This is a genomic window from Thermoactinomyces intermedius (assembly GCF_013912365.1).
Lineage (GTDB): Bacteria > Bacillota > Bacilli > Thermoactinomycetales > Thermoactinomycetaceae > Thermoactinomyces > Thermoactinomyces intermedius.
This window is the reverse complement of the sequence record NZ_JACETT010000063.1, coordinates 15552-40583: the sequence shown is the minus strand read 5'-3', so window position 1 is coordinate 40583 and position 25032 is coordinate 15552. Positions and strand designations below refer to the sequence as shown.

Sequence of the window (25032 nt, the reverse complement as noted above, 5' to 3'; positions counted from 1 at the left end):
GCGTTTTCGTTGTCCAGTGAACTCAGCTCGATTCGGTTGCCGGTGGAAGGGATGTCTTGTGCGGCCTGTGCCAACCGGATCGAAAAACGTCTTTCAAAGTTAAACGGTGTCGATTCGGTCCATGTTCACTTGGGCATGGAAGAAGCCCATATCGTTTATGACCCGAAGCAAGTCCGGTTGCCGGAGATGGAGAAGATCATTCAAGATCTCGGCTACCGCGTTCCCAAAGAAGAAGTGGATATGGAGATTACCGGGATGACCTGTGCCGCCTGTGCCAGCCGGATTGAAAAAGTGTTGAACCGGATCCCGGAAGTTGCCAATGCTTCCGTCAACCTGGCAACTGAATCGGCGCGGGTCGCTTATTACCCGGGGACCTTGGCCGTATCCGACGTGGTGCAACGGGTGGAACGGTTGGGATTCGGGGCAAAGCCGAAAAGTGCGGAGTCAGGGAAGCGGAAAGAGGAAGAATGGAAGAAAAAAAGAGTCCGGTTTTATGCGGCGTTGGCATTTTCCATCCCGCTTCTGTGGACCATGGCCGCCCATTTTTCTTTCTTTCATTGGATCCCGGTTCCGTCTGTTCTCATGAACCCTTGGGTCCAATGGATTTTGGCCACACCGGTGCAATTTGTGATCGGGGCTCCGTTTTACCGCGGAGCATGGAAGGCGTTGCGCAACCGCAGCGCCAATATGGATGTGCTGGTGGCACTCGGCACCTCGGCGGCCTATTTTTACAGTTTGTATGTGATGTTGACTCAACCGGCTTCCCGCATTCATGAGCAGGGATTGTACTTTGAAACCAGCGCCGTTTTAATCACACTCATTTTGCTTGGCAAATTGCTGGAATCCCGGGCCAAAGGAAAAGCCTCGGATGCCATATCCAAGTTGATGCGGTTGAAAGCCAAAAAAGCATTGGTCTTGAAAGACGGCAAGGAGGTAGCCGTCCCGGTGGAAGAAGTCAAGCCGGGGGATCTGATTCTTGTGAAGCCGGGCGAGCAGATCCCGGTGGACGGAGAGGTGGTCAAGGGACGTTCGTCCGTCGATGAATCCATGTTGACCGGTGAAAGCATCCCGGTGGAAAAACAGGCGGGCGACCCGGTGATCGGCGCCACCATCAACCGGCAAGGCCGGCTCCTCTTTAAGGCGACAAAAGTCGGGGAAGAGACGGCGCTGGCACAGATTATACGGGTGGTTCAGGAAGCGCAAGGCTCCAAGGCGCCGATCCAACGGATTGCAGACCGGATTTCGGGGATTTTTGTTCCCGTTGTGTTGGGGATCAGCGTGCTTACGTTTTTGCTTTGGTTTTTCGGTTTGGAGCCGGGTCAATTTCAGGGCGCCTTGGAGAAAGCGATGGCTGTGTTGGTGATTGCCTGTCCTTGTGCCTTGGGGCTGGCCACGCCCGTTTCGATTATGGCCGGTTCCGGCCGGGCTGCGGAATGGGGCATTTTGTTTAAAGGCGGCGAACATTTGGAAAAGGCGCAGCAAATCACGATGGTTTTGTTTGATAAAACCGGAACGATCACCCACGGGAAACCTGAATTGACCGATATCATCATCTTTCATCCGGAAGAGAGAGAAAACGTTTTGCGCCGGGCCGGATCGGCGGAAAAACATTCCGAGCATCCGTTGGCGCAGGCCATTGTGAACGGGATTGTGAAAGAAGGAGTGACATTGCAAGATCCCGACTCCTTTGAAGCAATACCCGGCCACGGGGTCAAAGCCGTGCTGGACGGACGGGAAGTTTTGCTGGGAACCCGCCGGTTGATGGCACAAAACGGAATTGAAACGGATTTGATTGAGGAGGAATTGGTCCGGCTCGAAAAACAAGGGAAAACAGCCGTGATCATCGCAATAGACCAAAAATGCGCCGGGATTTTGGCCGTTGCCGATACGGTGAAAGAAACTTCCCGCGCAGCGATCGAAAAGTTGAAACAAATGGGGCTGAAAGTGAGGATGATCACAGGCGATAATGAACGGACGGCCCGTGCCATTGCCAAACAGGTCGGCATTGAAGATGTTTCGGCCGAAGTGTTGCCGGAAGGAAAAGCGGAAGTGGTTTATCAGTGGCAGAGACAAGGGGAAAAAGTGGCGATGGTCGGGGACGGCATCAACGATGCGCCGGCTCTCGCGGCGGCCGATCTGGGCATTGCGATGGGAACCGGAACCGATGTCGCGATGGAAACCGCAGATGTCACCTTGATGCGCGGGAATCTCGAGCAGGTGGCCGATGCGCTGTGGATGAGCCGGAAAACCATGGCCAATATCAAACAAAATCTGTTCTGGGCTTTGGCGTACAACAGCTTGGGAATTCCCGTCGCCGCGGCCGGATTCCTGGCTCCCTGGCTGGCAGGAGCGGCCATGGCTTTCAGTTCCGTCTCCGTGGTGCTGAATGCCCTCCGGTTGCAGCGGGTCAAAGCTTTGTCGTAAGTTGTTCAGTCCATCGGAAAGATGGGCTGTTTTTTATGAATTAATTTGGTGAATTTTCATTTTTTATATTATGATTGAAATAGATTCTATTAACAAAAAATAATAACGCAGCCGTTTGGAGGGGTTCAAATGGAAGAAAAAACCGTTGTCCTGACCATACAAGACGGCGTCGGCCTGATCCGGCTGAACCGTCCCCAAGTGTATAATGCCATCAACCGCCAATTGGCCGAAGAATTGACAGCAACTTTGCGAAAGGTAAACGAAGATCCGAAAGTCCGGGCCGTGGTTTTGACCGGGGAAGGAAAAGCGTTTTGCTCGGGACAAGATTTGAATGACCGGTCGGCCATTGTCACCAAGGGGGATGAAATTTCATTGGGCGAGAGTGTGCGCTCCCGTTATAACCCTTTGATTCAAGCTATCATGGATCTGAAAAAACCCATTATTGCCGCGGTAAATGGCGTGGCGGCCGGGGCCGGTTGCAGTTTGGCGCTGGCTTGCGACCTGCGTGTGATCACCCCTCGCACCCGTTTTGTCGAAGCTTTTGTCAGGATCGGATTGGCTCCCGACAGCGGTTCCAGCTACTTTTTGCCCCGGTTGGTCGGGCTGGGAAGGGCATTGGAGATCGCGATGACCGGACGGGATGTGGAAGCGGAAGAAGCCGTCCGGATCGGGCTGGCCAACCAATTGGCGGAGGAAGACAAACTGCTGGATGAGGCGATGGCACTGGCCAAGCAGTTGGCACAAGGGCCCACGGTGGCCATCGGATTAACGAAAAAAGCGATTTACCGCGGGATGGAAACGACGATTGAAGAAGCGCTGGAGTATGAAGCCGTGGTTCAGGAACAAGCGGGGAAAACCAAAGACTTCCTGGAAGGCATTCAAGCTTTTGGCGAAAAAAGAAAGCCGAATTACCGCGGAGAATAGCATCCTTTTCAAACAAAAGCCGGTTTTGTTGATAAATCGGCTTTTGGTGTTTTCCGGCATTTTAAAGAACGGTTAAAGACTTTGGCACCACTTTGACCGTGATGGGGGTTTCATCCAGGATTTCGCCATCCACATGGGCCAGACAAGAACCTTGCGGCGTGATGGTGAATTCTTTGCCGCGGTGGAAAATCACGGATTTGTGCCGGGTGTGCTTGCCGGAATAAGCCGTCGGGAACAGGCGGAGAAACTCAAAGGAGCTGAGGTTTTGAATGCAACAGAGATCCAGCAGGCCGTCGTTTTTTTCCGCCTGGGGGCATATTTTGATTCCGCCGGCAAAGTTCGGAATGTTGGACACCGCAATCAGCCAGACATGTTCGTAATCATAGCGAACGCCATCCACGGTCAGGGTGACGGGCTGCGGAGTGTACGAACGGAAGACTTTCAAGGCTTCCAAGCCGTAAGTCAAGCGCCCGAACCACTGCTTTTCCCATCTTTTCATTCGGACCGCATTGGCCACTTTGGCATCAAATCCCGCACCGCCGAAGCTGATCAGGCAACGGTTGTTCATTTTGGCGGTGTCCACCTGGTAGGTTTGGTGCCGCAAAATTCGTTTTAATGCAAATTCCGGATCCAGGGGAATCTGATGCCCCAAGGCAAAATCATTTCCGGTTCCGGCCGGGATATACCCCATGGGAATATCGGTGCCGATGAGCCCGCTTCCCACTTCGTTCACGGTGCCGTCCCCGCCGACGGCGACCACGGCTTTGACCGGGTGATGTTGTTTGATGTCATTGACAATCCGGGTGGCATCTCCCGCTTCTTGCGTGAAGAATGCCTCATATTCCACGCCCAGTTCTTTTAATCTGCGATGGATATAAGACCAGACCGTTTTTCCCCGCCCATTGCCGGATAATTGATTGACCACGAAAAAATACATGGTGACACTCCCCCTTAAATTTCAGATACGGAATGAGATGGACTTTTGTGCGGGTTTGGGTCCAGTTGCCGGTAAATTCGCCGGGTGGCCCAAAAATAAAGGGAGGGAAACCATTTACGCAATTGAAGCGCCCATTTCAACTTTTTGGGAATCACCACAGTTTTGGGATGCTTGATCATTTTCAAGGCATAACGGGCGACTTCCTCGGCCTTTAACATTTGGCCGGCGATCAGGGGAGGGAAATGGCGGCGGGGATTTTCTCCCCTGAAAAAAGGCGTCATGACGGGTCCCGGGCAAAGAACTCCCACCCGGATCACCGGTGCGTACTCCAAATTCAGAGCTTCCGAAAAGCCGATCAAGGCAAATTTGCTTGCACAATATCCGGCGAGGTTTGGGATGCCGGTCAATCCGGCCAGGGAAGCGATGTTGATGATCCGTCCGTGCCCGGCACGCAGCATGTGCGGCAGGACGTGGCGGACCATACGGACGGCGCCCAAATAATTGGTCTCCATCATCCCCCGGTAGTCCTCCGGCGAAACATCCAAAAACCCGCCAAAACACCCATAGCCGGCATTATTGATCAACACGTCAACCCGGCCGTAAGTTTGGATGATTTCCTCCACGACCGGTTTGACTTCCGCTTCGTTGGTGATGTCACAGGGATAATAAGATCCCCGGTTGAGTTCGCGATGGATTTCTTTTAAACGGGAGGCTCTCCTTCCGAGCAGAACCGGGACATATCCCTGATCCGGCAACTTTCGGGCAATGGCTTCTCCGATCCCGCTGGTTGCGCCGGTTACCAGAACAACAGGGTTGCTCATTCCATTTCCTCCTTTTAACTCATCGGAACCTGCGGAATGATTTTGCCTTCAATCCGTTCAAAAATATCGTCAAGGTCTCTTCCGGTAATGGTCAGGCCGTGGTTTTTCAACCCGATCACGGCCCGGGATGGATCTTCGGCTTCGCGGATCAGGCCGGCAACCGCTTCGGCCAGTTGTACGGTTCCGCATGGATAATTGATTTCCGTGGAAGGGACTCCTTCCATCCAAGCGTGGATATGCACAATGGCTCCGACTTCAGGGTGCTCGTTGTAAATCATCCAATGCTCGATGGCATCCACCGAAACGCGGTTGGGCTTGATATTGGAAGGAACGCTCAATTCCATGGCCGACTGGTCTTCATCATACCCTTTCACCAGCAAAATATCCTTTCCGATCCGTCTCAGGTTTCCTTTGTTGACACCGCTGGCGCTCATCCAGAATTCATTTTTATCCCGACGGGCACTCAGGTTGCCGTAACTGAGCCCGCCGATGCCGTATAAACGCTTGATATGGCGGAATTCTCTGGGAGGCAACAATTCCTGGATCGGAAACGGCGCGGGAAGCAGGTTCATTTCATCCAGTTTTTTGCCCGCCCGGGAGATGCTTTCGCTGGTTTCATCCCCCTCCCACAGGTCTTCGGGGAGATCGGGGTGAAAAATATTGTTGATGACCAGACGGGAAGTGGCCAAGGGACGCAAGCGCTCGAAAACTTCTTGGAAATAGCGGTCATCGTCTTCCGGACGGGAGACGGCGTAACATCCCTGTTCCAGCGTGATGAAATGCGTGGACGAAACGGGACGGGAACGATCAATGAAAATCATCAGGTTTCCCAGGGAACGGATCAAGATCGGATAACCGGTTTTCAGGGTATCGGATACGGGCTCATCAACCTCGGTGATGGACACGACAAACGTTCCGTTTCCTTTGCGGCGAAAAGGTTTCGGACGGTTTGGATCCACGAAATTCAGCACCAATTGAAGTTGCGGAAACTCGGTGGATACCCGTTTAAAACCGTGTTCTTCCATCTCTTGTTGGATGCCTTCGGCAAAGCGTTTTAAATCCGGTGTTCTTTCATAATCTCCAAACAATGCGAAGTGAATCATTGTGCTAAACCCCTCCTTTAATACAAGACCTAGTTTCCCGAAGGATTTGGAAAAATATACATCTTGGCGCCGGGACTTTCAGAAGGAGATTCAGAAAATTGAACCGCGGGACCGGAAAAAATGGTATGTTAAATTTCGAGGATTCCTTACTGGGGAGGATTGTTTATGTATACCATCCGAAATATTTATTGCATCGGCAGAAACTACCGGTTGCACGCGAAAGAGTTGGGCAATGAAGTGCCGGAGGCCCCGTTGGTTTTTTTAAAGCCGACCCATTCACTGGCCAAAGCGGACGGAAGGGTTCTTTCGCTTCCGGGAACCAAAGGGGAAGTGCATTATGAAGCGGAGTGGGTTTTAAGGATTTCCCGCCCGGTTGCGTCAGGGACACCCGTGGATGAAGTGGTGAGTCACATGGGGCTCGGCATCGATTTTACCTTGCGGGATGTACAGAGTGGGTTAAAGAAAAAAGGACATCCCTGGCTTCCGGCGAAAGGGTTTCCTAATGCAGCGGTGTTAACGGATTTGAAACCGTTCCCGGGGCTTGCAGCATGCGCATCGAAATCGTTTTCGTTGTTTAAAAATCAAGAAAGAGTGCAAAGGGGAAGCATCGATGACATGGTATTTTCCCCGCAACAACTGGTGGATTTCTGCGCGGAACACTTTGGGCTGGGCGAAGGAGACATTATTTTTACCGGTACGCCGGCCGGTGTGGGAAAAGTGGAGGACAACGATCATTTCAGGCTGTATTGGGAAAACGAACCATGGGGAGAATGCCGAATCCGGTTGAAATAAAAAGGAAACCGCCTTGGAGCAAGGCGGTTTTTCAGTGTGAAAACAAGTCAGTTTCCGTTTTTTTGTAACCACTTTTGTTCAGCCCGTGCAAAGTTGGCGGGGCCGTCATGCTCCAAGGCATCATAAACGAATTCATATGCATGGGAATCAAAGGCGATACCGAGGTGAGCCGCCAGATCAGCCGGCACTTGATCCTGAATCGTAATATTGGACACTTGGTCTTCGGGTCCATCCAAAAAGGCGGAGGTGTAGGGAACGACAATTTCATCGTATTTGGTGCTGATCACGGTGTATGAAACATCTCCCGGGGTTTCATCGCCGGCGTTTAAATCATTCAGGAAGTCAGAGCCGGTTTTTTGCTGATCGCATGCCGTGCATCCCAAAAGACCCGGAAGAATCATAATGGGTTCAATGCCGAGAACCCCGATGGTTCCGTGGTTGGATGGAGCCAGTCCGATCAGGTCTTCCACTTTTTCCGCCCCGCCCAGGTATTTGATATAGTAGCGCGGCATCATGCCTCCCTGGCTGTGCCCGACAATGGAAACTTTCTCCGCGCCGGTTTGCTCCAACACCTGATCGACAAACGCTTTCAATTCTTCGGCCGATTTTTCAATCGGTCCGGTACTGAAGCCGAGATGGGTGATGCCGTAGTTTAAAGCATATACGCAATAACCTTTCTTCGCCAAAAGGGGTGACAGTTTGCTCCAGTTAAATGCCATGCTTTCAAAAGTGCCCGGCACCAGGATGACCGGATAAGGATGTTCCTCGCTCGGCTTGCAATCGGGAAGATTGGCGCCGGGAGGTGACAAAGCGGCTTCTTTCAGGATGTCTTCATCCGTTTGGGCATGGGCGGATGAGACCCCGAAGAGACAAGGAGCCAGTGTCAACACCGAAATCATGAATATTCTGAAAATAAATCGGAAGGCAGACATCGTCTCTCCCCCTTCTTTGGATTTTTAATACTTATCTATATTAAATTTTATCTTACTGAAACAAATCAGGGAAGGGGAGAGGAATAAAAAATCAGATCATTCAATCATTTTTTGCGGCATGGTTCCTTGGAAGATTGGAACCATTTCATTTTCGGGGCGATTCACCGGGAACGGGGACAAAGTCGAAGATTTCTCCGCTTTTAAAGGTGTTTGCCAACTGGCGGAGCCAGGCATAATACCGTTTGGCATTGGCCAGTTTTTCAAGGTCTTGTTCCACTTGTTTTTTCTCTTCATTTTTGACCCCGGAATCATGAAGCAGTTTTGTCAGCTTTTCTTCACTGGCACGAAGCGCTTTCTCATTCAGCTCAATTTCTGTTTCCCACAGGTGGACGAAAAACTCGATAAAAGACCGGAACTGGTCTTGTTCGGCCTGGTACAAATCTTTCCGGACGCCTTTGATCCATTTTTTTTGCACCAGTTTTAAACGGGATAATTCCCGTACCCCCGTACTCATGCTTGTTTTGCTCATGCCGGTGCGCTGGCGCATTTCATCCAGTGTCATCGGTTCCTGATGGAAAAACATGATGCCGAACAGCCGGCCCATGGAGGGACTGAGTCCGTACATCCGCATCGTTTCAGCCAATGATTCGATGTAATCGCGTCTTGCTTCTTCCAATTGATCCATCGCACATTCCTCCAATCGCTTGCGTGTCCTTTTGTTTAATCCAATCATCCGAAGCAGGTGCCCACATCTTAAACATAAGGGAGGATTTTGTCAAACCGAAGGGGAGGTTGCGGAAGAAAAAAATTCATGTTAACGTAATTTATATACAGTTTGTACAGAAAAAACTGCACAAAAGGAAATTGATGGTTAAAGGGGGAGGGGAAATGTTCAAGCGCATGTTCATCGGCGGAAAGTGGATTGAAGCTGTCACGGGGGAAGTGCGGTCCATTTTCAATCCGTTTAACCAGGAAGTGATCGGAGAAGTGCCGGAAGGCGGGCGCGAAGATGCGAAAAGAGCCATCCAAGCCGCCCGTCAGGCGTTTGATAAAGGAAGCTGGCCGGACACGCCGGCTGCTGAACGGGGAGAGAAGTTGTTCCGGCTGGCGGAGGAGATACAAAGGAACAAACAGGAACTGGCCCGGTTGGAAACGTTGAATACCGGAAAGACACTGACGGAAAGTGAGGCAGATATGGACGATATCGCCAACGTGTTCCGGTATTACGCGGGGCTGGCGGATAAGGACGGGGGAGAAATGCTGTTTCCTCCGGCCAAGCATGCCGAAAGCAAAGTGGTTCGTGAACCGGTCGGTGTTTGCGGAATGATCACCCCTTGGAATTATCCGTTGCTGCAGGCGGCTTGGAAGCTGGCTCCGGCTTTGGCTGCCGGTTGCACGATGGTGTTGAAACCGAGTGAACTGACGCCGCTGACCACGTTGAAGTTGGCGGAATTGATCGAAAAGGCGGGCATTCCTGAAGGTGTGGTAAACATCGTGACCGGCCCGGGGGAAACCGTGGGGGCCGAACTGTCCGAATCGCCGGACGTGGACCTGATTTCGTTTACCGGCGGAATCGAAACCGGCAGAGCCATCATGCAAGCTGCCGCAAGCAATATGAAGAAAATCACTTTGGAATTGGGAGGAAAAAACCCGAACATCGTTTTTGCCGACAGCGACTTTGAGGCGGCGGTGGATTATGCGCTGAACGCGGTCTTTTTCCATGCCGGACAGGTGTGCTCGGCCGGGGCCCGGCTGCTGATCGAAGAAACGTGGCATGATGCCTTTGTCGGGGAACTGGTGAAAAGAGCCAAGCAAATCCGGTTGGGCAACGGGTTGGATCCAAATACACAAATGGGACCGCTCATTTCAGCCGAACACCGGGCCAAAGTGGAGAAATATATCGGGATCGGGCAAAAGGAAGGAGCCGTTTTGTTAACAGGCGGAAAACGGCCGGTATCAAAGGAACTGGCCGGCGGCTTTTTTGTGGAACCGACGGTGTTTGACCATTGCACAAGTTCCATGCGTATTGTACAGGACGAAGTTTTCGGCCCGGTTTTGACGGTGGAAACTTTCCGTACAGAAGAAGAGGCGGTGGCTTTGGCCAATGACACCCGTTACGGGTTGGCCGGGGCGGTGTGGACCGGCGATATGAACCGGGCGGAAAGAGTGAGCCGGGCGTTAAGGATGGGAACGGTTTGGATCAATGATTTTCATCCGTATTTCCCGCAAGCGCCCTGGGGCGGATATAAACAGTCGGGAATCGGAAGAGAACTGGGGAAAACGGGATTGGAAGAATATACGGAACAAAAGCATATTTACAAAAATTTGCAACCTGCCCCCATGCGTTGGTTCGGATAAAAAAGACAGGAGGGAAGCACCATGATGCGAACAGAACAAATGTTGGAGAAGAAAGAGTTTGTCATGCCCACCAAAGTGATTTCGGGCATCGGCGTCTTAAAGCATGTGGGAGAGGAAGCGAAGGCGTTGGGCATCCGGAAAGCGATGATTGTCACTGACCAAGGGCTTTACCGGAGCGGACTGATCCAACCGGTTGCCGAACAGTTCAAACAAGCCGGCATTGATGTTCATGTGTTTCATGAAATCGCGGGGGAACCGGACACCTGTTTAATCGCATTGGGAGCGAAAACGTTTCAGGAGCAAAAGTGTGACGGATTGGTTGCGGTGGGCGGCGGAAGTTCCATGGATACTGCCAAGGCGATCGGAGTGGAAGCCGTTCACGGAGAACCGGTGATCCGGTTTGAAGCTTCCGAACGGGGCAAGCCGCTGGAAAAACGGATCCCGCCGCTGGTGACCATCCCGACCACGGCCGGCACCGGAAGTGAGGTCACGCAATGGGCCGTGATCAAAGACCCCGAACGGCAAATTAAATTTAATGTGGGAGGACCTTTGATCCCCGCGCACCTTGCGGTGATTGATCCGGAACTGCACCTGACGATGCCCAAAACGATTACGGCGGCCACCGGGATTGATGCATTGTCCCATGCGATCGAGTGTTACACCATGAATCAATCGCAACCGTTGACTGATGCAGTGGCATTGATGGCCATTGAGTATGTGGCCAAATACATTCGCCGGGCATATGCCAACGGGCACGACATCGAGGCGCGTTATCATATGGCGCAAGCGGCGATGTTGGCAGGCCTTTCGTACGGGAGTGATTCAGCGGGAGCGGCTCATGCGATGGCCCAAACATTGGGGGGAATGGTGCCGGTCATGCATGGACAATGTGTTTCGGCCATCCTTCCGGGCGTAATGGAATATAACTGGATGGGAGCTCCGCAGAAATTTGCCCGGATCGCCCAAGCGATGGGCGTTGATACCCGGGGCATGAGCACCGGGGAGGCGGCAAAGGCCGCGGTGAAAGAAGTGGAGCGGCTTGTCCGTGATTTAAACATCCCGTCTCTTCAAGAACAAGGGGCAGATCCCGGACAAATCGACCGATATGCCGAAGCGGCACTGGAAGACCCGCAAACCTTCGGCAACCCGCGTGATTTGGATCTGGATGCTTACCGCTGGATTTACCGTCGCGCATTCGGGTTGGAAACCTCCATTTTATAAATCAAACACACCCCTGGTGATTTGTTGCCAGGGGTGTTTGTTGTTTTTAAACCGATCTGGAGAGGACATATTCCACAACGGAAATGATCTCCTTTTTTTGATTTTCGTCCAAAACCCGCCCTTTCCAGAGAGCAGTTTCGTTTTCGGAGGACAAGATTTGCCAGATGTCGCATGGGTTGCTGTCCCCGTTTGTGTTTTTCTGCAACAAGTCTTCATACCCGCCGGCCCGCATCAAATCTTCAAAGGGGTATTGGTATGCATCGGCCAATTTTTTCAAGACATGGGCCGAAGGTTTGATCGGTTTGCCTGTGGCGCGGCGGATGCCAAGTTCCAGATCCCGGATGTAGGTGTGGGAAAGTCCGGTTTTTTTCGAAACATCACGCAATGTTCTTTTGCCGCGGAGTTTTTCCAGTAAAATCCCCAATTCGCTGCGCATGGTTGAATCCGTTCCTTTCTGAACAGGGAATATTCCACTTTCATTATAAGGGAAACCGGGCTTGAAGATAAAAACTGATGCCCGCTGAAACCGTGAAGAAGGGATCGGGGAGCGGGAGAGGGAAAGGGCATGATCCTGAAGTGCAGAATGAAAAAAAGGGGCTTAAAGGGCGATAAATCCCTTGCCGGACACCCAAGGTTACAAAAGTTTGGTTTTGTAACGGTATAAATCAGAAGCAAAAAACGCGAAAACCCTTGATTTATCTATGGTTTTGGCGTTTTTTCATTTACGCAGGGCATGGGAGGGGGTCTTTTGTAAACTCGGTACAACAAAACATCGCCTGAAAAAACGGCCTTCTTATTTTGGTTTTAAGGGTGGTTTATTTTCACATCCATCCAATGAGTCGAAAAAGGGGGATGAGCGCTGTATGACCCCTTGGAGTCCGTCTCATGTGTTTGTCAATGATTTCCACGAAAAAACCGGACAAATGCGTCCGGTTTTTTCAGAAAATATTATTCTTTGCTCACGGTTTCCAACGCCATGATGATCATGTCGTTAAAAGTGGTTTGCCGTTCTTCGGCGGTGGTTTCCTCTCCGGTGAAGATGTGGTCGCTGACCGTTAAAATCGAGAGGGCTTGCGCCTGGTGTTTGGCAGCCAGGGTGTAAAGGGCGGTGGTTTCCATCTCGACGGCCAGAACGCCGTGTTCTCCCAGTTTTTTCACCATATCCATGTTGTCCCGGTAGAAGACATCGGACGTCAAAATATTTCCGACGCGAACGGATAACCCTCTTTCCACCCCGGTGTCATACGCTTTTTTGAGCAATTCAAAATCGGCGCACGGGGCGAAATCAAAACCAGGGAAAGTTTGCCGGTTCATGTTGGAATCCGTGCAGGATGTCATGGCGATAATCACATCACGGACCCGGATGTCTTTTTGTATTCCGCCGCAGGTTCCGACGCGGATCAATTGCTTGACGCCGTATTCCCGGATCAGCTCATTGACATAAATGGAAATGGAAGGCACCCCCATGCCGGTTCCTTGTACCGAGACGCGGGTTCCTTTGTATGTACCGGTAAAGCCGAGCATGCCGCGAACCTCGTTGTAACAGGTGACATCTTCCAAGAACGTTTCCGCAATATATTTGGCACGAAGGGGATCGCCGGGCAAAAGGATTTTTTCGGCAATCTCTCCTTGTTTGGCTCCAATGTGAACACTCATGTTGACACCGTTTCCGTCAATTCCGGACCGGTGTTCACCTCCTTTATTCTCGATCTAAATATAACTATAACAGGAGAAAGAGGCATTTGAAAGAAAAAGGACTTGTGAATTGCATACAGATTTAATATATAAACAAGTTTGCTTTGCAAACAAAATAAAACCACAAAAGCGATCCGTGCCCCAGACGAAATCTTTTTTCAATCAAAGGATGGCATCCGGCCGGTTGATATAAAATGATAATATGGGAATGAACCTTTTTTTAGCGATGCAGTTTTTGGAGGGGTACAGATGAACGAAGTGATCAAAACGATAATGAACCATCGCTCCATTCGTCGATATGAAGACCGTCCTTTGACGGAAGAACAAATCCGGACCATTGTGGAAGCGGCCCAATCTGCTTCGACGTCCAGTTATATCCAAGCATACACGATCATTGGCGTTAAAGATCCGGCCAAAAAGAAAAAGCTGGCGGAGTTGGCGGGAAACCAACCTTATGTGGAGAAAAACGGCCATTTGCTGATTTTCTGCGCGGATTTGCACCGGCATGATTTAATCGCGGAGATGGAAGAGGCCGATTTGACCATCAGTCTGGAAAGCACCGAAAAATTCATGGTGGCCGTGGTCGATGCGGCACTGGCGGCCCAAAACGCAGCCATCGCCGCGGAGTCGATGGGCTTGGGCATTTGTTACATCGGAGGGCTTCGCAACAACCTGGAAGAGGTGACGAAGCTGCTCAACACCCCCCGGCGGGTTTTGCCGCTTTTTGGCATGACGATTGGTTATCCTTTGCACGAATCATCGAAAAAACCCCGTTTGCCCTTGGAACACGTTTATCATGAAGAAGAATATGAGCAGGATGAACAGCGCTTGAAAGAACAACTGAAAGAATACAACGAAACGGTCCAATCCTACTATATCGAGCGCACCGGAGGAAAACGGGAGGACACTTGGACGGGACAAATGGCGCAAATGCTCTCCCACCCGCGAAGAATGTACATGAAAGAATTTGTGGAGAAAAAAGGCTTTAACAAACAATAACGGTGAAGACCAAAATGGCTTGAGTGCATGGAGGGTGCTCAAGTCATTTTGGTTTCATCGCTGAACAACAACCGGGCCATGTAATATTCATCCGCATACCGGTCCTGGATAAACAAGGATTTTTTTCGCATCCCCTCGATTTGGAACCCCATTTTTTTATAAAAGTAGACGGCTTTCAGATTGGGACGCAGGATGGAGATTTCCAACCGCTTAATATCTTGTTCCCGGGCCCACTGAATGGCTTTTTCCAGCAACCGGGTGCCCACCCGTTGGTTTTGGTACTTTTTCAAAACCCCTGTCTCCGGACGCGCGGTATGCCGGTTGTGCGGATCATCTCCACGCCGGATGGCAACATGGCCCGTCAACTTTCCGTCCGTTTCCGCTACGAAAACGTGCCGGTTGCCGTCGCTGATCTTGCCCGGGTCCGCATCGCCGCAAGGAAACAAAAGGTACGGACTTTCCTCATTCAATTGGTTCAACAGCCGAAGGTAAGCCTCATGATCCTCCGGGCAAATTTCGCGTATCTGCAAGCGCCTCCCCCCCTCTTAAGCACAGATCCTTGTCTCCCAACCATCATATGATCGTCTTACCCAGTTAATTCGAGTCTGTGGTGAAACCTATTTCCATTTTGAGTTGGTGACTGGTTGGACGATGATCCTTTGTGGCCGGCAGGGGAGCTGTTGCAGGAAAACCAGCCGGAATTGAGTTAATAACGGTTTGAAATTTTTCAGGTGGGTTAAGGCTGATTATCAGGTGGAGGTTTATTCCGATTGTGTCAATGCAGCAATGCATGCTTCCCGTATTTCCCACACTTTTCTCCAGTCCTTAATGGGTACACTCGGGGATGTCACCCAGTGTTTCAAATAATCTTGATGAAACCGGTTTTTTCCTCCCCGATTCCTTCGGGTGTAATCTCTTTTTCAACCAAAAATGATAGGGGGGTCCCATTTGTTTGACCGGTCAGACGCGTGAAATCCAAATACTGTCCCTCAAACCGCAAATAACAATTTGCTTCCGGGAGCTCCTTAAGGCCGTAACGTTCCAACACCTTGCCGACACCGGGGGTGTTGTCCTCATTCATCAAATAAATGCCGATCATCAACCGGACGGGCATGTTGTTTTCCTCCGCCAAGATGGCCAACAGCGCGTGCTTCATACTACAGGTCCCTTTCCCCTCGCGCAAGACCGATCGCGCATCTGCCCGGTTGGCATTTCGCCCGTAAGGCAACGCCTGCAAATAACAGGCGGCTTTTTGGAACGTTTGAACACCCAAAGACTGAAACGCTTGGGACATTTCTCCTGCCGGTTGCAGACAAAAATCCAAACGTTGTTTAGCTATTCATTTCCTCACCCTCACAAATAAGATCCATTTGATTTAATCATACTTTTTCGATATTCATTCTAAAAAGTTCCTTGAATAAAAATATTCTCGTTAACCTGATAGGGATAAATTGGAACGAAGTGATCTAAATCATCGCTTGATCCGGAAATGCGAGGATTGTCCGTTTTCCGTTTGTTGATTTTCTGTGCAGGGGCATTGTCATGAATTGATCAGGGAGATGAGAGGGGGAAGAGATTTGACCGCCAGTCTGGAAAGCACCGGGGAATTTTTGGCAACCGTAGCAAAGAATCCTGAACGTGGTTTTGAATTTAACATACCGTCCGATCTTTAGTCTCTGAGATGGGTCAGTTTCTCTTAAGGTGCAACAATGAGTAAAGCAAATGGACATTAAAAAAGGAGCCGTTTGCGGCTCTTTTTTAGTTAAGAGGTTCCACAATGGATGCAATTAAACAGATTCGTTCGTTCCCGTTCCTAAAAGGGGACGTGGGTTTCAATTCCACAATGGATACAATCAAACCCCTTGCGTAAACACCAGTTATATCAAGCACTTTAAGTGTATCAAAAATCAAGATTTGCAGCAAACCACCGGTTGTGTCCGGCAAAGTTTCATGCGGAGGGCGATTGATGTTTAAAGAAGCTGCCAGACGAACGGACAGCTTCTTTAAAATCAAAGGTTTGATATGTTCTGCTGTCTCAGCCGGATAAAAACTTTCCGCCACACCACCCATGAAGCAGCTCCCAGGATCACTGAGGTGAGAATGCTTCCTTCGATCCCGAAAGGGCCGCCGTGGAACCATTCGGGGCCGTGTGTCGTCGCGTGAAGAAGCGGGAAGGACAGGCTTTGTCCGCTCACAGCCAATCCGAAAACCGAGCCTTGTGCCCAGTTCCAAACAGAGTGAATGGCGCAAATTCCCCACAGGCTTCCTTCGTTTAAAACGTGACCGACGGCGAACAAGCCGAACAGACTGATGTTCAAGAAAGAAATCACGTTGATCCCGTCATTTAACAAATGCATGGCGGCAAAGAACAGAAAGGAGGTGCCCACCGCAATCCAGAATGGTGCGCGCATGGCCATGACAGGGAACAACCAACCGCGGACCACGATTTCTTCCGTTGCGCCCTGGATGATGAAGGTGATCATGGAAAGCAGTAAAATGAGAAGCGCGGGGAGATGGATTTTCGTGATCTCAAAGGTCAGAGAGCCGGTGATCCAAAGGAGGAACACAGGGGCGGAAATGAGCAAAAAACCCCACATCCACCCGGTTATGTACTTTTTAAAAGCCCTCTCTTTCGTAAAGCCGATGCTGGAGACCGGCCGTTTCTCCACCAACCGGACCCAGGCGAAAGTGAACAGTGCGGTTCCGCTGAAGGAAACGATCAGTTCCAAATGAAACCAAACACTTTGCATCAGCGGGGAAACAGGGGGCGGAAACAAAATGAGAAAGAAGATCCCGAGCCCACCGAAAAAAAGGAAAGAAAAGGCGATGACCGGGGCCAAAACCGGATGAATTTTTCTTTCGCCGGTTGCGGCCAGTTTTAACAGGGTAAACGTTTGGAAGTTCATAATCGGTCCTTTCGAAAAGTAAAGTTTTCAATATAATCTATCATATATGAAAACGACAACAAAAACCATCGGTGATCCTTTTTCTGTCTAATCGGTCAAAAAAAGTGTATACTAGTAGGGGATAGAAGAGAAGATTTTTTCTGACAACTGGGGGACTATCAGTGTTTAAAAAACAAAAGACGAGTTTGTATTCCAAAACGTTGATGGATATTACATCCTTGATCGTGGAGGCGGCTGAGCTGTTTCGCGAAAATGTGGAAAACCTTGAACAACGGGAGCAATATGGAGAGAGAATCAAACGCCTCGAGTCCAAAGGGGATGAATTTGTCCAGCTTTTGATTTCCCAATTGAACAAAGAATACTTCCCGCCGATGGACCGGGAAGATATTTTCCAATTGGTGGCCAAATTGGATGACATTTTGGATGGCATTGAGGCTTGTGCCGAACGTTCGTTGTATATCGAGAAGACGACACCGCAGCTGATCCGGTTTGCGGATATTTTGGTGCAAACGGCCAAAATTTTGCAGGAAGCATTCACCTCATTAAACGACCGCCGGTTCGAAGCGCTTCATAAGGCGACCATTGAAGTCAATTCCTTGGAAAGTGAAGCGGATCAATTGTTGCGGGACAGTCTGAGCGAATTGTTTTTTGATCCGAAAGATGTGGTCTTGCTGATCAAAATGAAGGATATCTATGAGCGGCTGGAAAAAACAACCGATGACGCCGAAGACATTGCGGATGTTTTTGAAAGCATGATCATTAAATACGCATAAGGAACGGATAAAAAAACACCGGCTTTACGGCCGGTGTTTTTTATATAAACAGGCGGACGATTTGGGTGATGGTGAAGGTGACGGCAACCGCGATGGCGGTGGGAATGAGTGCGGCCAGGAGAGACCATTTGACGCTTTTGGTTTCTTTATAAATGGTGAACAAAGTGGTCCCGCACGGATAATGAAGCAGGGAAAAAAGCATCATATTGAGTGCCGTCAACCATGTCCATCCGTGGTCGAGCAGGATTTGTTTCAGATCGGCCAACTGATCAACTTCCACCATGGAGCCGGTTGCCAAATAACCCATGAGCAGGATGGGAAGAACCACTTCATTTGCCGGCAATCCGAGGATAAAGGCGAGCAAAATGAAACCATCCAGTCCCAGCGCATGTGCAAACGGGTCCAAAAAGCGGGCGGCATGTTCCAGAATGCTGGCCGAACCCATATCGATATTGGCCAGGATCCAGGTGATCAAGCTGGCCGGTGCGGCGATGATGACGGCACGTTTTAACACAAACAAGGATTTATCCATGGTGGCCCGGTAAATGGTGTTCCAAAATTTCGGCCGCCTGAACGGCGGGAGTTCCAACGTGTAATGTGTGGGAACCCCGCGAAGTGCGGTTTTGGACAAGGCCCATGACACAAATAGCGTGACGACGATGCCGAACAATACCAGTCCCATCACCACGGCGGCGGTGACCATGGTGCCGATGCCGGAGCTGAAACCGGCCGCCATGAACAGTGATGCCAAAAGGATCAGAAGGGGCCACCGGCCATTGCAGGGAACAAAATTGTTGGTCAAAATGGCCAGCAAACGTTCCCTCGGGGATTCAATGATCCGGGTGGAAACGATGGCCGCTGCATTGCATCCAAACCCCATGGCCATGGTGAGGGCTTGCTTGCCGTGGCCGCCGGATTTTTGGAAGACCCGGTCCATATTGAAAGCTACTCTGGGCAGAAATCCGAAGTTCTCCAACAGTGCAAACACAGGAAAGAAAATGGCCATCGGCGGCAACATGACGCTCACCACCCAAGTGGTTCCCCGATAAAGCCCGAACACCAAAAGATCATGAAGCCAAACGGGGGAACCCAAAGCCTGAAGGACTAGGGAAAGAACCGGTTCCCCGGCGCCGAACAGACGGGCCAGGGCCTGGGAGGGAAGATTGGCTCCCCAGATGGTCATATAAATAATCAAGCCCAGGATGGCCAGCATGATCGGAAATCCCCAGGTCCGGGAAGTCAAAATCCGGTCCAGCCTGGCGTGGGAGGGGGGGATCCGGTGTGACCGGGTGTAGCGAACGCTTTCCTCGCACAGTTGATGTGAGTTTTGATAAATCCGGCTGACAATCTCGTCGCGGATATTTTCGCTTCGTAAGGATTTGCTTTGTTCCATCAAATGATCCAATTCGCCCAGAGGAAATGCGGATGAATTTGCCATGATCCTTTCCTCCTTCTGTTTAGCCGTGAGCACGGGTGACGCGGGCAGGTGGCTGCTTTCGGGCAAATTTTTGCTTTAACACCCGAAGCAAAGACTCATCGCCCTCCAACAAGCGCAAAGCGAGCCAGCGGGCGGGGAGGGAGTCGCCGAATATTTCTTTGATTTTCGGTTCGATGCGTTGGATATGGTTTTCAATTTTCTCGCTGTACTCAATCCGGTAAGGCCGGGTGATGATTTGTCCGCTTACCATCTTGTGCAAGGTGTCAAGCAACCGGGTGATGCCTTCACCGTTGCGGGCGGACATTTTGACCACCGGAATGCCCAGTTTGGACGCGATTTTTTGATCATCGATCACGATGCCGTGCTTGGAAGCCTCGTCGATCAGGTTGATGCACAAAATGACCCGTTCGGTCATCTCTAAAACTTGCAATGCCAAGTTCATGTTCCGCTCCAATGAAGTGGCGTCCACGACGACTATGGTCACATCCGGTTGTTCGAAAATGATATAATCGCGGGCCACTTCTTCATCGGCGGAGTTTGAGAACAGGGAATATGTTCCGGGCAAATCGATCAAGCGATAATCGTTGCCTTTATAGTGAAAGGTTCCTTCAGCAAGTGACACGGTTTTTCCCGGCCAATTTCCGGTATGTTGGTTGAGTCCGGTCAGGGCATTAAAAAGAGTGCTTTTTCCTGTGTTTGGATTTCCGGCCAGTGCAATCCGGTATTCACTCATTGGTTTCATCCCCCAATTTTTCACCCCATATTTTTTGGCTCTCTTCTTTTCGGAGTGCGATGGTGGATTGGCTCACCCGATAGGCGACCGGATCGCCCAAAGGGCTTTGATACAGCACTTCGACCAACGCCCCCGGAATGAAGCCGAGATCCAGAAGTCTGCGCCGGAGGACGCCTTCCACACGGATTTCCCGAATGCGGAAACGATCCCCCGGCTTTGTATCAAAAAGAGTATGATGATTCATTTTTTCACACCCGCTCTTTTTTCTATTGAGACAAATTTGTTGGCTTAGGGCAAAATTTAATTTAAAGAAAATCAATTATACTATATAAAGTATATATAATCACATATATAAATTCAATATGGTTTCAAAGGATATGTATCGTCTTCCACGCCGTTTGTCAGGGGTTTTGCGTTTGGTCGGATTCGAGTGATACCATTTTATGTGGTATGATGACAATGTGTGTCACATCCCTTTCACTTTTGTGAAGATTATCCATAAGGGATTTCATGGTAAGATAAAATACGGAAACAGGCTCTTGTACAGAATGGAGGGATTTGGTGTCTGCGTCGCAAATTTTATTCCAAATCTTTTCGTATCCCAGCAATTGGAACTATCAATTGAATCTGCTTTTCATCCTGATTGCGGTGGTTTATTTGTTGATCACCGGTCCCTTGCGGCATCGGTTCAAAGATGCGACTGCGGTGAAAGGATCCAAGAAAGCGGTGTTTTTGACCGGCTTGATTGTTTATTATTTTGCCGTGGGAAGCCCGCTGGCCCTTTTGACGCATGAGTTGTTCACCATGCATATGCTGCAAATGGCTTTGATGTTTTTTGTGGTTTCGCCTCTTTTGCTGATCGGGATTCCGGTTTATTTATATCGTGCCGTTTTCCGCATCAAGCTGTTGAAAGCGGTGTTTTCGTTTTTGTCCCGTCCGTTGTTGACGGTGTTCCTTTTTAACGGTTTGTTGTCGTTGTACCATGTGCCAGCCGTTTTTGATGCGATCATGAACAGCGAGGCGTTACACGTGATCTCGCACACGCTCCTGATGGTTGCGTCCCTTTTCATGTGGTGGTCGATTGTATCGCCGGTGCCGGAAATGGATACATTAAGAGACAGGCATTTAATAAAAATTGCGTTGATTCTCGGGGGGACGGTCTTGATCACTCCGGCTTGTGCACTGATCATTTTCACGGATACGGTTTTATTTGAAAGATTCCAAGAGACCTCCCAAATGGTGCCGCTGTTTGCTCCGCTGATCGACCAGCAATTGGGCGGGGTCATCATGAAAATCATCCAGGAGATTTCCTTTATGGCGGCCATCGGTGCCGTTTTGGCCCGCTGGTTTAAAAGCGAGCGGAAAAAAGACCAGGAGGATTTGATGCAAATTGAAAAGGAGCGGCAACTCAGACTTTCCAAAAATCAGGTGTGAAGGTGTGAAACATGAAGAAGATGTGGATTGCGGGTTTGATCGCGGGAAGCGCCGTCTTGCTGGCCGCCTGCGGATCAAACGGGAATGAACCCAATCAAAGCGGACAAGTGACGGAAGGGCCGGAGAAAGTGTATATGCAGCACTGCGCGAATTGTCACGGTGAACAATTGCAAGGAGGGTACGGCCCGGCACTCAAAGAAGCGGGAAAAAAATATTCCGAAGCCGAAATCTTGACCATTATTCAAAAGGGAAAAGGAAACATGCCTTCGCAAGGCTTTATCAATGAAGAAGACCAAAAACAGCTGGCCAAGTGGCTGTCGGAGCAATAGGGACAACTTGTCTTTCATCAACCTGTCAGGGGTTGATGTTTTTTTATGCGCAGACGGGAAACCGATGAATATAATGGTACGGAATTCCATGAAAGAGAAAAGGTCGATCGCGATGGAAGAAAAAAAGAATTCCTTGTTGATCCGGTTTCCCTCTTCGATTCCTTCCGCATACATGGCGCAATTTCCGGCCAGACAAGGCATTCCGGTGGCCGACAGTCAGGAAGCAAGGTCCTTGATCAGCCGGGAGCCGGAGCAGACGAAGGTGGAATTGGTGAATCCCCCGGCGGCGGTGTTAAAGCAGTTGCTGGAGGAAGGCCGGAATCCGAAAAACATCGTTTTGTATTATGATCATTTGCCCCAAGCGGAAGAGGGAACATTTCTCCGTTCTTTCCGCGTCCGGGTTCCGTCGCTTTGTTTTTATTATTTTTTCCGGCAACGGGAAGTGGACGTGGAGCTGGTTCATCCGCTGCCGGTTGAACCGTTAAAAGGCTCCGGGGCCGGGGAAGAGGCCCCAAAAGACTTGAGGCGGAAAAACAAAGTTTGCTTGTGGATCGATGACCGGTTGGTGGCCCCGCGTTATCGCAAAGGATTGGCACTGATGGTTTTGAAAGTGCTCAAGCAGTCGGATGATCTTGAAGTGATTTGGGCCGGGCAGCAAAGGGAGGACCTTGATCAACGGATCCGGGTGGTTCCTCCGGAAGAAGCAGACCGGAAACATCTTTGGCTGGCGGGGGATATCGTGGTGACATTGAGCCCGGTGTCCCAGTCGATGGCCCCGCTTCATGTCCGGTGTTTGGTGAATCAAAAGGCGGTGATCACGGATGACCGGGGGGATCACGGGGAGTGGGTGAATCATGCATTGACCGGCTTCTTATTGAGCCAAAAAGGAATGTTTCCGGAGTTGCGCAGGTATTTGTTGAGGCTGTTGCATCACCGGGATTTGCTGATCCGCTTTCAGCAAAACGGACCTCTCATGGTTGAAAAGGTGCTGAAGAAAGGATGAAACCTGAAGTCAGCTTGATCATTCCCCACCAAAACGATTGGAAATGCATGCGGGTTTGTCTGGAAGGGATTTTGGCGTATACGCACGGAGAATATGAAGTGATCATCGTGGATCATGCCCCGGGGAAGATCCCGGAAACATTCCTGCAACGCTCCCGGTTAACGGTCATTCGGCATCCACCCGGTTTGGGGCGGGCCGCTTCACTCAACTTGGGAATGAAGAGGGCGAGGGGAGAGTATATTCTCTGGCTGAGCCCTTATGCCGTTCCTTCACACCGCTGGTTGGCACAGTTGCTTGCTGTTTTCAAAGCACGGGATCGGGCGGGGATGGCCGGACCGGTCACCAACCGCGGAAATGCCAAGCAAAAATTAAGCATTCCCTTTAAAACCATCTCCAAAATTCACCGGTTTTCCAACCAATTTAACCACAGCAATCCCGCAAGGTGGAAAGAGACCGAAGTGTTGTCGGGATTTTGTGTGTTGTTTCCGCGAAGGCTGGTGGATGAAATCGGATGGCTGGATGAACGGTTTGGAGACGGCATCCATGCGGAGATGGATTATTGCCGGCGAGTGCGAATGGCAGGGTATTCTTTGATCATCGCTGCCGATACGTATGTTCACCAACTGGCCAAAAAACCGTTGAGCAAAGAAGAAGTGCGGGATCAAATCAAAATCCGCAAACAAAACCAGAAATATTTTGAGTACAAGTGGTTTTATTTACAAGATCACAATGGAGGCCAATCAACACTTCATCCGTAAAATACAAACCTTGGCTGGTTTGTATTTTTTTTATCGGGTTATATAAATACAGGGCTGGCAATCAGCCGGAAAATGGCTGCTGGACAGGCAGTGTCGGGAAAGGGGGATCGGGGGATGCTTGGTGTTTTCATGGTCGTGATCGTGTTATTGGGCGGAATTCTTTATCTTTTCCTGAGTCCGAAGGTTCCGTCCATCAGTCCGGATGATTTGAAGAAGGTCATGGAAAATAACCAAAACATATTAATCATTGATGTCCGCGAAAAACGGGAATATGAGTCCGGACACATCCCCGGAGCAGTCCATGTTCCGTTGCGCCAGCTGGAACGTCTCAAAAAAGAGGCAGATCAACAAGAAAACGGCGGGGGAGTGTATATCTACTGCCGCAGCGGTTCCCGCAGTGCGATTGCCGTGCGTGAATTACGGAAGCTCGGGTGCCGGAATGTGTACCTGCTGCGGGGCGGGCTCATGAATTGGAATGGCCCGGTGCAAAAAGTGGAGGAAAAAACAGAGGAATGAAGAGGCTCACATGACAAAAGAGAGATCCGATTGAAAAAGTCATTGCACCCCGTCCATTTACCAATGCTCCTTGCCATTAAAGCACAGTTCCCGGCTGAGGAAGGAAGTGCGGCTGGCTTTCCGGGTACTTTTTGGTTCCGGCAGGCCCGACTTTTTGATATCGGCATGATGATTTGATGTGGATGTGCGAAGGAATGCATTTCAGTTATTTAAAACTTGTTTGTATTACAAACCACCGGTTGAAACCGAATATTTTAATAGAAACATGACCGGCCGCTTTGAGCGATTTTAAAATGATGGGTTTGAAATTAAAAAACCTCTGGTTGTGAAAACCAGAGGTTGATTTTCTAAAGAATCGTTTACCACCAGGAGCTGCATTGATACGTACCACCACCGGAGATACAAACGCGGAAGCGGCGGTTCGGATCGCTGGATGCCGGATATGCCCAAGTGGAAATGGTGGATGTTCCGGAGGTGATATAATCATACGTGCCAATGGTTTGTCCGCCATCAAAGCTGACATCAAAGAAAAGGGTATAGCCGGAGCTGGAAGTCGTGAGCCTTCCCCAACCATATTGTTGTCCGTTGTAGTAGCCCACTCTTAATTCCGCATTACTGATAGTGCGGACGGTTGACCGGTTTGTGGTGCAATCAGCGTCCGTAAGCCAGGCATTGTAGATTTCACAAGCTTGCGTTCCAACGTCTGCCGCATGCGATACTGCCGGCACTCCCAAAAAGCCCATCACCGCCACCATGGCAATCGCAAACAGTCGTTTCAATCCAAACGCCTCCCGTTGAATCATGCTGGAAATTCAAAACAAACTTATAATTATAATCTTTATCGAATGGATTGTATAGAATAATTTTCAAATTTCTGAAAAAACGTCAGGAAAGGTTGTATCAGCCGCGGTATTAAAAGAGCGTCTGTTTACTTCA

At 50.1% G+C, this 25032-nt stretch carries 28 protein-coding genes; 13 read left to right on the top strand and 15 right to left on the bottom strand.

The window, feature by feature from the left end; translation table 11 throughout:
- The first annotated feature begins 9 nt into the window (after positions 1-9).
- Both H1R82_RS13465 and H1R82_RS13460 read left to right on the top strand, forming a co-directional pair.
- Positions 10-2424 carry a heavy metal translocating P-type ATPase gene (locus tag H1R82_RS13465; protein WP_258873912.1) on the top strand — a complete coding sequence of 805 codons (2415 nt, stop codon included), beginning with the start codon at positions 10-12 and terminating at the stop codon, positions 2422-2424.
- Positions 2425-2553: 129 nt separating this feature from the next.
- Positions 2554-3348, top strand: coding sequence for an enoyl-CoA hydratase/isomerase family protein (locus H1R82_RS13460; RefSeq protein ID WP_181732866.1), 795 nt, complete (start codon positions 2554-2556; stop codon positions 3346-3348).
- 61 nt (positions 3349-3409) lie between these two features.
- Here H1R82_RS13460 and H1R82_RS13455 read toward each other — a convergent pair whose 3' ends face one another.
- Genes H1R82_RS13455 through H1R82_RS13445 form a run of 3 tightly spaced genes read right to left on the bottom strand, consistent with a single transcriptional unit; the run spans position 3410 to position 6209 of the window.
- A complete protein-coding gene (locus H1R82_RS13455) occupies positions 3410-4285 on the bottom strand; it encodes a diacylglycerol/lipid kinase family protein (RefSeq protein ID WP_181732867.1) in 876 nt (291 codons plus the stop codon).
- Positions 4286-4299: 14 nt separating this feature from the next.
- A complete protein-coding gene (locus H1R82_RS13450; RefSeq protein WP_181732868.1) occupies positions 4300-5106 on the bottom strand; it encodes an SDR family NAD(P)-dependent oxidoreductase in 807 nt (268 codons plus the stop codon).
- Between the two features lie 14 nt (positions 5107-5120).
- Positions 5121-6209 (bottom strand): class II aldolase/adducin family protein, encoded by a 1089-nt coding sequence (locus tag H1R82_RS13445; RefSeq protein ID WP_181732869.1) that lies wholly within the window; start codon positions 6207-6209, stop codon positions 5121-5123.
- Positions 6210-6374: 165 nt separating this feature from the next.
- Here H1R82_RS13445 and H1R82_RS13440 point away from each other — a divergent pair, with 165 nt between their 5' ends.
- The gene (locus H1R82_RS13440; RefSeq protein WP_181732870.1) at positions 6375-7001 is read left to right on the top strand and encodes a fumarylacetoacetate hydrolase family protein; all 627 of its coding nucleotides are present in this window, start codon (positions 6375-6377) and stop codon (positions 6999-7001) included.
- 47 nt (positions 7002-7048) lie between these two features.
- Here the strand turns inward: H1R82_RS13440 and H1R82_RS13435 are convergent, their stop codons facing one another.
- Together H1R82_RS13435 and cudC are read right to left on the bottom strand one after the other, a co-directional pair.
- Positions 7049-7933 (bottom strand): alpha/beta fold hydrolase, encoded by an 885-nt coding sequence (locus H1R82_RS13435; protein WP_181732871.1) that lies wholly within the window; start codon positions 7931-7933, stop codon positions 7049-7051.
- A 145-nt stretch (positions 7934-8078) separates the two neighbouring features.
- The gene (gene cudC, locus H1R82_RS13430) at positions 8079-8618 is read right to left on the bottom strand and encodes a choline uptake/conversion transcriptional regulator CudC (protein WP_181732872.1); all 540 of its coding nucleotides are present in this window, start codon (positions 8616-8618) and stop codon (positions 8079-8081) included.
- A gap of 203 nt (positions 8619-8821) precedes the next feature.
- On the opposite strand from cudC, the gene betB reads away from it, so the two are divergent.
- Both betB and gbsB read left to right on the top strand, forming a co-directional pair.
- Positions 8822-10291 carry a betaine-aldehyde dehydrogenase gene (gene betB / locus H1R82_RS13425; protein ID WP_181732873.1) on the top strand — a complete coding sequence of 490 codons (1470 nt, stop codon included), beginning with the start codon at positions 8822-8824 and terminating at the stop codon, positions 10289-10291.
- A gap of 24 nt (positions 10292-10315) precedes the next feature.
- The gene (gene gbsB / locus H1R82_RS13420; RefSeq protein ID WP_181732905.1) at positions 10316-11512 is read left to right on the top strand and encodes a choline dehydrogenase; all 1197 of its coding nucleotides are present in this window, start codon (positions 10316-10318) and stop codon (positions 11510-11512) included.
- A 46-nt stretch (positions 11513-11558) separates the two neighbouring features.
- Here the strand turns inward: gbsB and H1R82_RS13415 are convergent, their stop codons facing one another.
- Entirely contained in the window at positions 11559-11948 is a 390-nt protein-coding gene (locus H1R82_RS13415; RefSeq protein WP_181732874.1) for a helix-turn-helix domain-containing protein, read from the bottom strand.
- Between the two features lie 512 nt (positions 11949-12460).
- A complete protein-coding gene (gene deoD / locus H1R82_RS13410) occupies positions 12461-13168 on the bottom strand; it encodes a purine-nucleoside phosphorylase (RefSeq protein WP_037996043.1) in 708 nt (235 codons plus the stop codon).
- 288 nt (positions 13169-13456) lie between these two features.
- Here deoD and nfsA point away from each other — a divergent pair, with 288 nt between their 5' ends.
- Positions 13457-14206 (top strand): oxygen-insensitive NADPH nitroreductase, encoded by a 750-nt coding sequence (nfsA, locus tag H1R82_RS13405; RefSeq protein ID WP_181732875.1) that lies wholly within the window; start codon positions 13457-13459, stop codon positions 14204-14206.
- A 38-nt stretch (positions 14207-14244) separates the two neighbouring features.
- Here nfsA and H1R82_RS13400 read toward each other — a convergent pair whose 3' ends face one another.
- From H1R82_RS13400 to H1R82_RS13385, 4 genes are all read right to left on the bottom strand, one after another.
- Positions 14245-14736: a GNAT family N-acetyltransferase gene (locus tag H1R82_RS13400; RefSeq protein ID WP_037996039.1), complete on the bottom strand. Its 492-nt coding sequence runs from the start codon at positions 14734-14736 to the stop codon at positions 14245-14247.
- 329 nt (positions 14737-15065) lie between these two features.
- A complete protein-coding gene (locus H1R82_RS13395) occupies positions 15066-15500 on the bottom strand; it encodes a transglutaminase domain-containing protein (RefSeq protein WP_049720152.1) in 435 nt (144 codons plus the stop codon).
- Positions 15501-15964: 464 nt separating this feature from the next.
- Positions 15965-16276, bottom strand: a complete 312-nt coding sequence (locus tag H1R82_RS13390) for a hypothetical protein (RefSeq protein ID WP_181732876.1) — start codon at positions 16274-16276, stop codon at positions 15965-15967.
- Complete coding sequence (locus tag H1R82_RS13385; RefSeq protein WP_049720151.1) at positions 16216-17112, bottom strand: CPBP family intramembrane glutamic endopeptidase; 897 nt, start codon at positions 17110-17112, stop codon at positions 16216-16218. Before H1R82_RS13385 ends, H1R82_RS13390 begins: the two co-directional genes overlap by 61 nt.
- 161 nt (positions 17113-17273) lie before the next feature.
- Here H1R82_RS13385 and H1R82_RS13380 point away from each other — a divergent pair, with 161 nt between their 5' ends.
- Complete coding sequence (locus H1R82_RS13380) at positions 17274-17885, top strand: DUF47 domain-containing protein (RefSeq protein WP_037996035.1); 612 nt, start codon at positions 17274-17276, stop codon at positions 17883-17885.
- 40 nt (positions 17886-17925) lie between these two features.
- On the opposite strand, the gene H1R82_RS13375 is transcribed toward H1R82_RS13380, so the two are convergent.
- The 3 genes from H1R82_RS13375 to H1R82_RS13365 are packed head-to-tail and all read right to left on the bottom strand — an operon-like array spanning position 17926 to position 20300.
- A complete protein-coding gene (locus tag H1R82_RS13375; RefSeq protein ID WP_232334035.1) occupies positions 17926-19323 on the bottom strand; it encodes a nucleoside recognition domain-containing protein in 1398 nt (465 codons plus the stop codon).
- Positions 19324-19342: 19 nt separating this feature from the next.
- Entirely contained in the window at positions 19343-20056 is a 714-nt protein-coding gene (locus H1R82_RS13370) for a FeoB small GTPase domain-containing protein (RefSeq protein ID WP_181732877.1), read from the bottom strand.
- Positions 20049-20300 carry a FeoA family protein gene (locus H1R82_RS13365; protein WP_037996031.1) on the bottom strand — a complete coding sequence of 84 codons (252 nt, stop codon included), beginning with the start codon at positions 20298-20300 and terminating at the stop codon, positions 20049-20051. Before H1R82_RS13365 ends, H1R82_RS13370 begins: the two co-directional genes overlap by 8 nt.
- A gap of 317 nt (positions 20301-20617) precedes the next feature.
- Between H1R82_RS13365 and H1R82_RS13360 the strand changes: the two genes are divergently transcribed.
- The 6 genes from H1R82_RS13360 (at position 20618) to H1R82_RS13335 (ending at position 24273) form a co-directional block, all read left to right on the top strand.
- Positions 20618-21490, top strand: coding sequence for a cytochrome c oxidase assembly protein (locus tag H1R82_RS13360; RefSeq protein ID WP_181732878.1), 873 nt, complete (start codon positions 20618-20620; stop codon positions 21488-21490).
- 11 nt (positions 21491-21501) lie between these two features.
- Positions 21502-21819 (top strand): c-type cytochrome, encoded by a 318-nt coding sequence (locus tag H1R82_RS13355; RefSeq protein WP_181732879.1) that lies wholly within the window; start codon positions 21502-21504, stop codon positions 21817-21819.
- Between the two features lie 64 nt (positions 21820-21883).
- A complete protein-coding gene (locus H1R82_RS13350; protein ID WP_181732880.1) occupies positions 21884-22822 on the top strand; it encodes a hypothetical protein in 939 nt (312 codons plus the stop codon).
- Complete coding sequence (locus tag H1R82_RS13345; RefSeq protein WP_181732881.1) at positions 22819-23580, top strand: glycosyltransferase family 2 protein; 762 nt, start codon at positions 22819-22821, stop codon at positions 23578-23580. The genes H1R82_RS13350 and H1R82_RS13345 overlap by 4 nt, the downstream gene beginning before the upstream one ends.
- 114 nt (positions 23581-23694) lie before the next feature.
- Positions 23695-24096, top strand: coding sequence for a rhodanese-like domain-containing protein (locus tag H1R82_RS13340; RefSeq protein ID WP_181732882.1), 402 nt, complete (start codon positions 23695-23697; stop codon positions 24094-24096).
- A 30-nt stretch (positions 24097-24126) separates the two neighbouring features.
- A complete protein-coding gene (locus H1R82_RS13335; protein ID WP_181732883.1) occupies positions 24127-24273 on the top strand; it encodes a hypothetical protein in 147 nt (48 codons plus the stop codon).
- 182 nt (positions 24274-24455) lie between these two features.
- Here the strand turns inward: H1R82_RS13335 and H1R82_RS13330 are convergent, their stop codons facing one another.
- Positions 24456-24875, bottom strand: a complete 420-nt coding sequence (locus H1R82_RS13330; protein WP_181732884.1) for a hypothetical protein — start codon at positions 24873-24875, stop codon at positions 24456-24458.
- Between the last annotated feature and the right edge of the window lie 157 nt (positions 24876-25032).

What these genes read in the sequence shown, in the direction of transcription:
- H1R82_RS13460 (WP_181732866.1), top strand. Translation starts at nt 2,554, where the DNA reads ATGGAAGAAAAAACCGTTGTCCTGACCATACAAGACGGCGTCGGCCTG.
- H1R82_RS13455 (WP_181732867.1), bottom strand. Translation starts at nt 4,285, where the DNA reads ATGTATTTTTTCGTGGTCAATCAATTATCCGGCAATGGGCGGGGAAAA.
- H1R82_RS13450 (WP_181732868.1), bottom strand. Translation starts at nt 5,106, where the DNA reads ATGAGCAACCCTGTTGTTCTGGTAACCGGCGCAACCAGCGGGATCGGA.
- H1R82_RS13445 (WP_181732869.1), bottom strand. Translation starts at nt 6,209, where the DNA reads ATGATTCACTTCGCATTGTTTGGAGATTATGAAAGAACACCGGATTTA.
- H1R82_RS13440 (WP_181732870.1), top strand. Translation starts at nt 6,375, where the DNA reads ATGTATACCATCCGAAATATTTATTGCATCGGCAGAAACTACCGGTTG.
- H1R82_RS13435 (WP_181732871.1), bottom strand. Translation starts at nt 7,933, where the DNA reads ATGTCTGCCTTCCGATTTATTTTCAGAATATTCATGATTTCGGTGTTG.
- cudC (WP_181732872.1), bottom strand. Translation starts at nt 8,618, where the DNA reads ATGGATCAATTGGAAGAAGCAAGACGCGATTACATCGAATCATTGGCT.
- betB (WP_181732873.1), top strand. Translation starts at nt 8,822, where the DNA reads ATGTTCAAGCGCATGTTCATCGGCGGAAAGTGGATTGAAGCTGTCACG.
- gbsB (WP_181732905.1), top strand. Translation starts at nt 10,316, where the DNA reads ATGCGAACAGAACAAATGTTGGAGAAGAAAGAGTTTGTCATGCCCACC.
- H1R82_RS13415 (WP_181732874.1), bottom strand. Translation starts at nt 11,948, where the DNA reads ATGCGCAGCGAATTGGGGATTTTACTGGAAAAACTCCGCGGCAAAAGA.
- deoD (WP_037996043.1), bottom strand. Translation starts at nt 13,168, where the DNA reads ATGAGTGTTCACATTGGAGCCAAACAAGGAGAGATTGCCGAAAAAATC.
- nfsA (WP_181732875.1), top strand. Translation starts at nt 13,457, where the DNA reads ATGAACGAAGTGATCAAAACGATAATGAACCATCGCTCCATTCGTCGA.
- H1R82_RS13395 (WP_049720152.1), bottom strand. Translation starts at nt 15,500, where the DNA reads ATGTCCCAAGCGTTTCAGTCTTTGGGTGTTCAAACGTTCCAAAAAGCC.
- H1R82_RS13390 (WP_181732876.1), bottom strand. Translation starts at nt 16,276, where the DNA reads ATGGGTGGTGTGGCGGAAAGTTTTTATCCGGCTGAGACAGCAGAACAT.
- H1R82_RS13385 (WP_049720151.1), bottom strand. Translation starts at nt 17,112, where the DNA reads ATGAACTTCCAAACGTTTACCCTGTTAAAACTGGCCGCAACCGGCGAA.
- H1R82_RS13375 (WP_232334035.1), bottom strand. Translation starts at nt 19,323, where the DNA reads ATGGCAAATTCATCCGCATTTCCTCTGGGCGAATTGGATCATTTGATG.
- H1R82_RS13370 (WP_181732877.1), bottom strand. Translation starts at nt 20,056, where the DNA reads ATGAGTGAATACCGGATTGCACTGGCCGGAAATCCAAACACAGGAAAA.
- H1R82_RS13365 (WP_037996031.1), bottom strand. Translation starts at nt 20,300, where the DNA reads ATGAATCATCATACTCTTTTTGATACAAAGCCGGGGGATCGTTTCCGC.
- H1R82_RS13355 (WP_181732879.1), top strand. Translation starts at nt 21,502, where the DNA reads ATGAAGAAGATGTGGATTGCGGGTTTGATCGCGGGAAGCGCCGTCTTG.
- H1R82_RS13350 (WP_181732880.1), top strand. Translation starts at nt 21,884, where the DNA reads ATGAATATAATGGTACGGAATTCCATGAAAGAGAAAAGGTCGATCGCG.
- H1R82_RS13345 (WP_181732881.1), top strand. Translation starts at nt 22,819, where the DNA reads ATGAAACCTGAAGTCAGCTTGATCATTCCCCACCAAAACGATTGGAAA.
- H1R82_RS13340 (WP_181732882.1), top strand. Translation starts at nt 23,695, where the DNA reads ATGCTTGGTGTTTTCATGGTCGTGATCGTGTTATTGGGCGGAATTCTT.